A 10,269-nucleotide genomic window follows, 5' to 3' on the forward strand; every position below is an offset into this window, starting at 1 on the left:
GAGCAGAAAGCCCGCTCAAAGATAAGAAATAAAAATTCTGAATTATGAATTTAGCTGCCCTTCGTGAGAATTATCAAAAAGGTGAACTTTTAGAAACCACAGTACATATTGATCCGATTGAGCAATTTAAAATTTGGTTTCAAGAAGCGTCAAATGCCAAAGTTATTGAGCCCAATGCGATGTTTTTGAGTACGGTGGGGCATGACAATAAACCAGCCGGTCGGATTGTCTTATTGAAACATGTAGATGAGGCTTTCTCTTTTTTTACAAATTACCACTCGCGCAAAGGGGCTGAATTAGCACAGCACGCGCATGCTTCCTTGACCTTCTTTTGGGGGGAATTAGAGCGCCAAGTGCGCATTGAAGGAAATGTCCATAAGATGTCGGAAGTCCTTTCGACCGAATATTTCCACCAAAGACCGCGTGAATCTCAATTGGGCGCTTGGGTATCAGACCAAAGCGCACGCGTAGAATCTCGCGAATATTTAGAACAACGCTATGCCGAATTAGCGAAGGAATATGCGGGGAAAGAAATTCCAAAACCAGCTCATTGGGGAGGTTACGAACTAATACCCACCTATTTCGAATTCTGGCAAGGCAGACCCTCTAGACTACATGACCGGATTGTTTATGAGAAATCCGGGCAGGCATGGGAGCGGTATCGAATAGCACCATAAAGAGGTTAGAGCTAAGAGGTAAGAGGTGAGAGGTTGGCCTCTTTGGCAAACCTTTTAGGATTGCCAAAGTTTGAGGCGCATGCAATGCGGCGATTATCCTTAGACTTTAGACACTAGACGTTAGACGTTAGCCTCTTTGGCAAACCTTTCAGGATTGCCAAAGTTTGAGGCGCATGCAATGCGGCGATTAGCCTTAGACTTTAGACACTAGACGTTAGACGTTAGCCTCTTTGGCAAACCTTTTAGGATTGCCAAAGTTTGTGGCGCATGCAATGCGGCGATTATCCTTAGACGTTAGAAATTAGAGGTGAGAGGTAAGAGGTAAGAATTAAGAGTTTCTAAACTTCCCTTCGGACTATTTCCCTCCGGACTTCTCGACTGAGGACTAGCGACTAGTAACTATTTTATCAGTTTATTAGTCATTTTCCGAATTAGACTTTTTTGTTTTTGCCCTTATGTTTGTTTTCAAATAACCAATTAATGCAAAAGCCTCAATCCTACCCAATCCCAGAGCAAAATATAGATGAATCAACAATAGAAGATTCTCAAGATAATTTAATCCCACATTGGCATAAAATCATTGTTGGTGAACGCCTCCGCGCTAGGAATAAAGCTGACAACTACGATATGAGCTGGGAAGAAATTATGCAAAGACTGACAAACCAGCATGAAAATATATAAAATCGTTTCGCCTCCGGACTAATTCCCTTCGGACTGATGACTGACGACTAGCGACTGACTACTGCCCACTCTCACCTCTTACCTCTCACCTCTTACCTCTCACCTCTCCTAGTCCTCCCTCCTCGGATCGACCCGCCAGCCCAACTTCCTTAATTGCTGCACCCGCAACGTGCGATGCCCAAATTCTTCCATCACCACGCCCTGCATCCAATACACCCCATTTCCTCGAAACGAGTACTTCTTCAAATCCGCCGGGAAATGCACCGTATCAAAAAACTCACCCCGCACATCCACAAAATACCCAAAATACATGCGGTCGCCCGATTTGGTACGCGTTGGCTTTAAGGTCACCAAATACCCCAAAATATCACCGCGTTCATAAATCAAATCCGCATTCAATAAAGTTTGCGGCAGATCTGACACCAAATCAAACGGCGAACAAAGTGGAAAACCCAATATCTCCCACTGATCGAACGCATCCTCCGCCGGATCATGTACCAACTCCGGCAATACACCCAAATCCGACACCTCATCCCCAAACATCTCCATCGCCACCACCGGCGCCACCTTCCCCTGAAAACGTGCATGCGCCTCCCACAATAAAGGTTTCTTCTCCATACCCAAATGTCGGAATGCCCCCACCCGAATCAATAAAATCGCCTGCTCCAAACCCAAAGAAACCCGATGCGCAAAATCTTCCCAAGACCGAAAAGGCCCTCCCTGCCTCCGCGCCTCCACTAAATCCTGAATCACCCGCTTCTCCAAACCCTTCACATGTACCCAACCCATCCAAACCACCAACCCGCGAATCGACGTCAAATAATCACTCGCATTAATTTCCGGCGCCTCCACCTGCGCCCCACATCGCTTAGCCTCATGCACATAAAACTCCGTCCGGTAAAATCCCCCAAAATTATTAATCACCGCCACCATAAACTCCAGCGGATAATAGGTCTTCAAATACAAACTTTGGTAACTCTCCACCGCAAACGAAGCCGAATGCGCCTTCGAAAATGAATAGCCCGAAAAACTCTCCATCTGACGCCACACCTCACGCGACACCGCCTCCGCATAGCCCTTCGCCGCACAATTCGTAAAAAACGCCTCCCGAATCCGTTCAAATTCAGCACGCGAACGATGCTTGCCCGACATCCCCCGCCGCAACACATCCGCCTCCGCCAAACTCAAACCCGCAAAATAATGCGCCACCTTAATCACATCCTCCTGATATACCATCACACCATAAGTCTCCTTCATCAGCTCACCCATCAACGGGTGCACCGGCTCATACGAATCCGGCGCATGATACCGCTCAATATAGGCCTTCATCATTCCAGACGACGCCACGCCCGGTCGGATAATCGACGAAGCTGCTACCAAGGTTATGTAATCTTGGCAGTCCAACTTCTTCAATAACTGCCGCATCGCGGGTGATTCAATATAAAAACAACCCATGGTCTCGTGCCGCATCAACTGCCTACGAATCCCCTCATCCTGCATAAAATCCTGCACCCGATGCACATCCACATCCACCCCACGATTCGCCCGAATGATATCCACCGACTCCTTAATATGCCCCAAACCCCGCTGCGACAAAATATCAAACTTCGCAAAACTAATCTCCTCCGCCACATACATATCAAACTGGCAGATTGGAAAACCCTTTGGCATAGGTTCTAACGCCGTATACGCAAACAAAGGCTCCTCCGAAATCAAAATACCACCCGCATGAATACTCAGGTAATTCGGGAAGTCCAATAACAAATTCCCATACTTCACAATCAACATGTGAATCTCCGAACTCACCTCCCGCATCGCGGTAGCCGGATCGAGCCAAGCGTCTATCTCGGCTTTGGGTAACCCAAAAACCTTTGCCAGTTCCCGGTAAATCGACTTATCCCGAAAAGTCACATACGTGGCTAGCAAGCAAACATGCTTCGCGCCATAACGCTTAAAAATATAATCGATGATGTCATTGCGCTCATCCCACGAAAAGTCAATATCAAAATCCGGCGGACTCGTCCGATGCGGATTAATGAAGCGCTCAAAATATAAATCCAACGCCACCGGATCCACATCCGTAATCCCCAAACAATACGCCACAATCGAATTTGCCCCCGAACCACGACCCACATGAAAATAACCTCGAGAACGCGCATATCGAATAATGTCCCACGTAATCAGAAAATACGCATCAAAATGCAACTCATGAATCACCTTCAATTCCTTCTCGACCCGCGCCTTCGCCTCCCGATCCGAGCGTGGATAGCGATAACGCAAACCCTCATAAGCGAGTTTGGTCAATAAAGCCAAATCATCCTCCCGACTCGAGCCATATAAACGGCGGTTCTTTGGTAATTTAAAATCAAATTGAAAGGTGCAGTTGGCCAACAGCTGCTCAGCGGCATCCAATAACCCCGGATAATCCCGACAAATCTCCCGCAACTCTTCCGGCGTGTACATTCGCTCATCCTCCTGCGCCTGCGCCTTGGGTGAAAGCTTACTCAACAAGACATTTTGGTCAATCGCCCGCAACAAACGGTGCATCGAAAAACCCTGCTTGTTCAAGAAAGTGACCGGTTGGCACCACACCATCCCACCCAAATCCTTCACATTCCACAAGGCCTTCAAATCCGTCCCGCGAACACCCCAGCGCTCATTGGGGCCTAGCGTGCGCAATGCCCTACGCCGACTATACGGAAAAATCGTCCAGACATCCTCCCATTCCGGAGGACGCTCGGGCCAATCGTCTCCGGCCAATAAAATCTGAGAAGCAAAGGCATTAATCTGAGCCAAACCTGCCGGATTCCGCGCCAGGCACACATAGCCTTTGGTAAATTCCATACCAACTACTGGCTTAATCCCCGCTTCTGTACAGGCCTGCACAAAATCGAAAACCCCAGAAGCGCGATGAATATCCGTTAAGGCCAATACCTGAATGCCACGCGTCACCGCCGCTTCCACCAGCTGCTCAGGCGAAAGCGTTCCATAACGGAGACTATAAAAGGAGTGACAATTCAAGTACATGGGCTATTCCGACTTAGGTCCTAAGGCATTTCGACGCTCTCCGCGCTCCATCAGTCCACTCGCCCGTAAAACCGAGAAGTCCCCGTAGCGATTTCGCAGATTATCCATCGCCCCATACAAAGGCACCAGACGCGCCCCGTCATCAAACAAACTCAACTGCTCCTGACCTTGTAATAATTTGGAAAAGCGTACCCCAATCAGCCGAATCAACAGTCGGCGATCATACAATTTCTCAAACAACTCATGCACCGCTGGAATCAGGCGATGATCACTCGCAGACGCCGGAATACTGATTTGTCGGGTATGCGTATCAAAATTCGAATAGCGTAATTTGACCGTGATGCAGGAAGTGCATTGGCCGAGTTTTCGTAGGTCGTAGGCCAGTTGTTCGGTCAACGAACCCAAGATCCGATGCAACAACTTCACATCCGTCGTGTCTTGCTCAAACGTAATCTCCTTCGAGAGCGATTTTTGTTCGGAATAAGGGACGACGGGACGTAAATCGATGCCATTAGACCGCTCCCACAACATGACACCGGATTTACCAAAAGTACGTTCCAAGATCTTCAGCGGCATTTGGCTGAGGGTACCCACATGCACAATACCCATGTTTCGGAGGGTTTGGGCCGTTACGGCTCCGATCATGGGAATCTTGCCAACTGCCATCGGCGCTAAGAAAGCCTTCTCCTCTCCCGGTAATACCTGAAATTGGCCCGCAGGTTTGATGTGATTCGTGGCGACTTTGGAAACTGTTTTATTAACGGATAGGCCAAAGGAAATCTGCAAACCGGTTTCCTTGTGAATCTTTTGACGTAAATCTGTCGCAAATTGGTACGAGCCAAAAAACCGCTCCATACCCGTCATATCCAAATAAAACTCATCGATTGACGCCTTCTCTACCACGGGTGCACGGTCCATAATCATCCGCGTCACCCAATCCGAATGCTGTGCATACGCCTCAAAATCTCCCCGCAAGACAATCGCATCTGGACATAACTTCAACGCCATGCGCATGGGCATCGCAGAACGAACGCCAAAAGTACGTGTCTCATAACTGCAAGCTGCGACCACGCCACGGTCCGACAAGCCTCCCACGATCACGGGTTTCCCCACGAGACGTGGATCTCGGAGTCGCTCGACGGAGACAAAGAACGAATCTAGGTCCATGTGCACAATGGCGCGATCTTGCATAAAATAGGTAGCTATTTGGGTAATCCGAATACCTTTCGTAACTTCGACGAGTATATGATTTAATATTGGATACGAATTTTATTCATTTTACTTAAATAAGCAAATCGCATGAGCACTTTTTTTAGTCAGAATTTACGTTTTTTACGCAGCAAGATGTCCGAGAAAACATCGCAAGAAAAACTGGCTGAATTAATCAACATCAAGAAGCCCACCTTGGGCTCTTACGAATCCGGCAGAGCAGAACCTAAATATGCCGATCTCATCGAAATGGCTGAGTTTTTCAAGGTAGAAGTGGATGAATTACTTAAGGAAGATCTTTCGAAAAGACTTCCTGGAATGGCCAACAAGCCTAAGCTACGTATTTTAGCCACGACGGTGGATTCCAATAATGAAGAGAATATCGAGATGGTACCTGTCAAAGCTTTGGCAGGATATACCGCTTCCTATGACGACGTAGAGTTCATTCAAGAACTCCCCACCTTCCAAGTACCCTTCTTACCTCGCGACAAAAAATACCGTGTATTCCCCATCAAAGGTGAATCCATGTTACCCTTACAGCCCGGTTCACTTGTCTTCGCAGAATACGTAGAAGACTGGACCGCCATTAAAGATGGAACGATTTGTATTGTTGTGACGCGTGAAGACGGTGTCGTATTGAAACAAGTCATTAATCACTTGGCCGACCGCAAAGTATTGATCCTCAATTCGACCAACAAAACCTACGACCCCTACCCGATTCTCGGCTCTGAAATCCAAGAAATCTGGAAGTTCGCCGGGTATTTTCATAGTGATTTTCCAAATGCGGAGTAGAGTCGTCAGTCGCTAGTCGACTCCGGACTACCTCTCACCTCTTACCTCTCACCTCTTACCTCTCACCTCTTACCTCTCACCTCTACTCTATGCTTGCAAAAATATCCTCCACCCTCGGCATTCCAGAAAACCAAGTACGTAAAACCATTGAACTGCTCGACGAAGGCGCCACAATTCCCTTTATTTCGCGTTACCGAAAAGAAGCGACTGGAAGCCTTGATGAAGTACAAGTGGCCCAAATTCGCGACCTACGTGATCAATTGGTGGAATTAGAAAAACGCCGTGAAGCCATCCTAAAATCACTAAAAGAATTAGATAAACTCAGCCCCGAACTCGAAAGAGCCGTGCGCGGAGCGGAAACCCTCGCCAAGCTCGAGGATATCTACCTTCCCTACAAACCCAAACGTAAAACACGCGCGATGGCCGCGAGAGAAAAAGGATTGCAGGCTTTGGCAGATAAACTTTTTGAACAACGCATGCTTGACCCGGAAGTCTTAGCCGCAGAATTCCTCGATGATACGGAAGAAGCTTTATCCGGTGCACGCGATATTTTGGCCGAAGAAATGATGGAAACCGCCGAAGTACGCGAAGAAGCACGCCACCTATTTGCCCGAAAAACAACCGTCAAGTCAACCGTTGCCAAAGGCAAACAAGAAGCTGGAATTAAATACAAAGATTATTTCGATTGGTCTGAATCCTTGTCTCAAGCCCCATCACATCGTATTTTGGCACTTTTTAGAGGAGAAAACGAAGGAATATTAAATTTGAACCTCACAGGCCCCGACCAAGACGTACTCGATAAATTAGACCGTCGGTTCATTAAAGGAAATAATGCCTGCGCCCGACAAGTAACGCTGGCCATCCAAGACGGCTACAAACGCTTGCTCATGCCAGCTATGGAAAATGAAATGCGGGCAGAGGCAAAGAAACGTGCCGACGAGGAAGCGATTCGTGTCTTTGCAGAAAACATACGTCAATTATTATTAGCAGCTCCTCTTGGCCAAAAACGCGTACTCGCACTCGATCCTGGCTTTAGAACTGGTTGTAAATTAGTTTGTCTAGATGAGCAAGGAACCTTACTTGATAATACAGCCGTTTACCCACATACAGGTCCTGGACAAGCACAAGAGGCTGCTAATACCATTAGCGCTTGGGTAAAGAAACACAAAGTACAAGCCATCGCGATTGGTAACGGAACCGCTGGTCGGGAAACCGAAGCATTTATTCGGAATTTAAACCTCGAAGGAGTGACCATCATCATGGTCAATGAAAGCGGTGCTTCCATTTATTCTGCTTCCGAAGCTGCACGGGATGAATTCCCAGATAAAGACATTACGGTTCGTGGGGCGGTTTCCATTGGCCGTAGATTAATGGACCCTTTGGCTGAATTGGTTAAGATTGATCCCAAGTCGATTGGTGTGGGACAATACCAACATGATGTTGACCAAAAGAAATTACAAGCATCACTAGATGACACGGTCATTTCGTGCGTAAACTCCGTGGGCGTTGAACTGAATACCGCCTCCAAACAAATTCTATCTTACGTTTCCGGACTTGGACCTCAGTTGGCCCAAAACATCATCGACTACCGCACGAAAAACGGCCCCTTCATCAAGCGATCTGACTTGAAAAAAGTCACTCGTTTAGGTGAAAAAGCCTACGAACAAGCCGCTGCTTTCTTACGCATTCGACACGCAAAAAATCCGTTAGATGCCAGCGCCGTTCACCCAGAACGCTATGATATCGTGGAAAAAATGGCGAAAGATTTGAATTGTAAGGTGGGTGATTTATTGGCCAACGAATCCCTGCGCAAGCAAATTCAATTACAGAAATACGTGACTTCCGAAGTGGGAATGCCTACTTTAACCGATATCCTAGCTGAACTAGCTAAACCAGGCCGTGACCCGCGTGAACAATTCGAGGCATTTGAATTTACAGAAGGTGTGAATGGAATCAAGGATCTGCGTGTGGGAATGAAACTCCCAGGAATCGTAACCAACATTACGAATTTTGGCGCTTTTGTGGACATAGGCGTACATCAGGACGGATTAGTCCACGTAAGCCAGTTGGCCGATAAATTTGTCAAAGACCCCAACGAAATCGTCAAAGTAGCTCAAAAAGTACTGGTTACCGTGACCGAGGTGGATGAAGCACGAAAGCGTATCGCTTTGAGCATGAAGAAATAAAAAAGGCCATCCGCGGATGGCCTTTCATTTTACTTTTTACAGCAATTAGGAAGTTTCTCGTAACTCTTTTTAGTTGCCTTTACATCGTCAGCATCATATCCTGTTTCCGCTATGACTTGCTTAATCTTCGCGACATCGATTTTATCTGGATTATACACCACGGTAATGTTTGATTGATCCTCCAAATTCAAATCCGATTTTTCAATCCCTTTAGTCAACGCTAAATTCTTTTCGATGCGCTCTTTGCACATCTCGCAAATAGCGGAAGTTTTAATCTTCACTGTTTGTGTAGGACCTGACAAAAACCCAAAGAGCAGCACTAATAATAATGTTTTCATTCTATTTTATTTAACCCCAGGCTTCAGCCTAGGAAGCCTAAACTATTTTTTTACAACTTTCAAATCCATCGTGCACGCAGGACATTTCCCCTTTTTAGCGTAAGTCTTTGCCCCTTCACATTTCATTGGACACTGATACACTTCTTTTTTCTCTTCCTTTTTCGCCTTTTTAGACTCTTGCGTCTGCGCAAATGTACCAAACATAGCAAAAACCATTCCAGTAACTAAGATGACCTTTTTCATAATATTATTATTTAGTTGATTTTATAACGTAATCCTGTGTAAACCATGCGCCCAGCTACCGGCCCCCAAACCATGGTCGCGTCAAATCCCCTTGCAAAAGGGTCAGCTGCACCCATGATAGGATTTGCTTGCGTAAAATTAAACAGATTTTCTACACCCACATACATTTCCCAATGTTTAAATTGGCGTGTCACTTGTCCATAAACCATGGAAAAGGCTGGTGCGTTCACTTCTGGCGCATCGCCCGCATGCACATAGGCATTTGGAATTCTTCGCGGTCCACTCCACTGCCAAGTCAAATCAAACTTCCAAATATCATATTTCGTTGCATAGGCTAAGTTGACAAGTACTCGATCCCGATTCAAAAATGGCTTCGACAAACGCCTTAGAGCTCCACTTTCTGACAAATAATCAGATGCCACATCTTGGAAGCGATAGGCCGCTTTCCATTCCAATCGCGGCAATGGGCTATAATTGAATTCAATTTGGGCACTTTTTGAATAGGATGCGCCTGGGTTTGAGTACATGCGAATGGCGTGGGCGATTTCCATGTCAACGATCCATTGATGTATAAAATCGGTCTGGAAATAATCTAGAACTAGATTGGCCTTCCGATTACCAATTAAAAAATCATGGCTCAAACTAGCCCCATAATTCCATGCCTCTTCTAACGGATTCAAATCACCGACTAATTTGATCGACCTTACGTTCGCCAAAAACCCCATGTTTTCCGCCAATGGATTCACGCGACGCCAACCTTTCCCTGCTGATGCACGGGCCATCCAAGTAGGTGAAATATCCCATTTGGCATGCAGACGTGGCACCCATTTTGTGCCTAATTGATTATGAAAATCAATTCGATTACCTACGACCAACGTGAATCGATTCGGAACTGTCCAGATATATTCACCGAAAAATCCAGGAACTATTTCCGTTCGTGCATAGGTAGAGTCAAGGTAACGTTCTTGGTAAGAATCATACAAAAAGCTCGATCCGGCCTTCCACGTATGATTTGTATTGTCGATGATGGATTGATAAATTAAATTACCAAATACACTTTGCTCACGCCCTACATACGACTTGAACGCAAAATAGGAGTCGTTTCGGTGATCGGAA

General features: G+C 46.4%; 9 protein-coding genes. 4 read left to right on the forward strand and 5 right to left on the reverse strand.

Features of this window, described 5'->3' with window-relative positions:
• The first annotated feature begins 44 nt into the window (after positions 1 to 44).
• Positions 45 to 677 carry a pyridoxamine 5'-phosphate oxidase gene (gene pdxH / locus ACIQ6T_RS08700; RefSeq protein ID WP_395785508.1) on the forward strand — a complete coding sequence of 211 codons (633 nt, stop codon included), beginning with the start codon at positions 45 to 47 and terminating at the stop codon, positions 675 to 677.
• A 480-nt stretch (positions 678 to 1,157) separates the two neighbouring features.
• A complete protein-coding gene (locus ACIQ6T_RS08705) occupies positions 1,158 to 1,358 on the forward strand; it encodes a hypothetical protein (RefSeq protein ID WP_395785509.1) in 201 nt (66 codons plus the stop codon).
• Positions 1,359 to 1,466: 108 nt separating this feature from the next.
• Here ACIQ6T_RS08705 and ACIQ6T_RS08710 read toward each other — a convergent pair whose 3' ends face one another.
• Complete coding sequence (locus tag ACIQ6T_RS08710; RefSeq protein ID WP_395785510.1) at positions 1,467 to 4,385, reverse strand: DNA polymerase III subunit alpha; 2,919 nt, start codon at positions 4,383 to 4,385, stop codon at positions 1,467 to 1,469.
• A gap of 3 nt (positions 4,386 to 4,388) precedes the next feature.
• Entirely contained in the window at positions 4,389 to 5,576 is a 1,188-nt protein-coding gene (dinB, locus tag ACIQ6T_RS08715) for a DNA polymerase IV (RefSeq protein WP_395785511.1), read from the reverse strand.
• A gap of 108 nt (positions 5,577 to 5,684) precedes the next feature.
• Between dinB and ACIQ6T_RS08720 the strand changes: the two genes are divergently transcribed.
• Both ACIQ6T_RS08720 and ACIQ6T_RS08725 read left to right on the forward strand, forming a co-directional pair.
• On the forward strand, positions 5,685 to 6,386 hold the full coding sequence (locus tag ACIQ6T_RS08720; RefSeq protein ID WP_395785512.1) for an XRE family transcriptional regulator: 702 nt from the start codon (positions 5,685 to 5,687) through the stop codon (positions 6,384 to 6,386).
• A gap of 89 nt (positions 6,387 to 6,475) precedes the next feature.
• On the forward strand, positions 6,476 to 8,572 hold the full coding sequence (locus tag ACIQ6T_RS08725; RefSeq protein WP_395785513.1) for a Tex family protein: 2,097 nt from the start codon (positions 6,476 to 6,478) through the stop codon (positions 8,570 to 8,572).
• Positions 8,573 to 8,601: 29 nt separating this feature from the next.
• On the opposite strand, the gene ACIQ6T_RS08730 is transcribed toward ACIQ6T_RS08725, so the two are convergent.
• The 3 genes from ACIQ6T_RS08730 to ACIQ6T_RS08740 form a co-directional block, all read right to left on the reverse strand.
• Positions 8,602 to 8,910: a heavy-metal-associated domain-containing protein gene (locus ACIQ6T_RS08730; RefSeq protein WP_395785514.1), complete on the reverse strand. Its 309-nt coding sequence runs from the start codon at positions 8,908 to 8,910 to the stop codon at positions 8,602 to 8,604.
• Between the two features lie 42 nt (positions 8,911 to 8,952).
• Entirely contained in the window at positions 8,953 to 9,153 is a 201-nt protein-coding gene (locus tag ACIQ6T_RS08735; protein ID WP_395785515.1) for a heavy metal-binding domain-containing protein, read from the reverse strand.
• A gap of 11 nt (positions 9,154 to 9,164) precedes the next feature.
• A partial coding sequence (locus ACIQ6T_RS08740; RefSeq protein ID WP_395785516.1) for a TonB-dependent receptor plug domain-containing protein occupies positions 9,165 to 10,269 on the reverse strand: 1,105 nt, incomplete at its 5' end.

It is taken from the genome of Aquirufa sp. (assembly GCF_044377215.1).
In the GTDB taxonomy this organism is placed as follows: domain Bacteria; phylum Bacteroidota; class Bacteroidia; order Cytophagales; family Spirosomataceae; genus Aquirufa.

Bases quoted from the DNA above. Each gene is read 5' to 3' on its own strand.
- ACIQ6T_RS08705 (WP_395785509.1), top strand. From the start codon at position 1,158: ATGCAAAAGCCTCAATCCTACCCAATCCCAGAGCAAAATATAGATGAA.
- ACIQ6T_RS08735 (WP_395785515.1), bottom strand. From the start codon at position 9,153: ATGAAAAAGGTCATCTTAGTTACTGGAATGGTTTTTGCTATGTTTGGT.
- ACIQ6T_RS08720 (WP_395785512.1), top strand. From the start codon at position 5,685: ATGAGCACTTTTTTTAGTCAGAATTTACGTTTTTTACGCAGCAAGATG.
- pdxH (WP_395785508.1), top strand. From the start codon at position 45: ATGAATTTAGCTGCCCTTCGTGAGAATTATCAAAAAGGTGAACTTTTA.
- dinB (WP_395785511.1), bottom strand. From the start codon at position 5,576: ATGCAAGATCGCGCCATTGTGCACATGGACCTAGATTCGTTCTTTGTC.
- ACIQ6T_RS08730 (WP_395785514.1), bottom strand. From the start codon at position 8,910: ATGAAAACATTATTATTAGTGCTGCTCTTTGGGTTTTTGTCAGGTCCT.
- ACIQ6T_RS08710 (WP_395785510.1), bottom strand. From the start codon at position 4,385: ATGTACTTGAATTGTCACTCCTTTTATAGTCTCCGTTATGGAACGCTT.
- ACIQ6T_RS08725 (WP_395785513.1), top strand. From the start codon at position 6,476: ATGCTTGCAAAAATATCCTCCACCCTCGGCATTCCAGAAAACCAAGTA.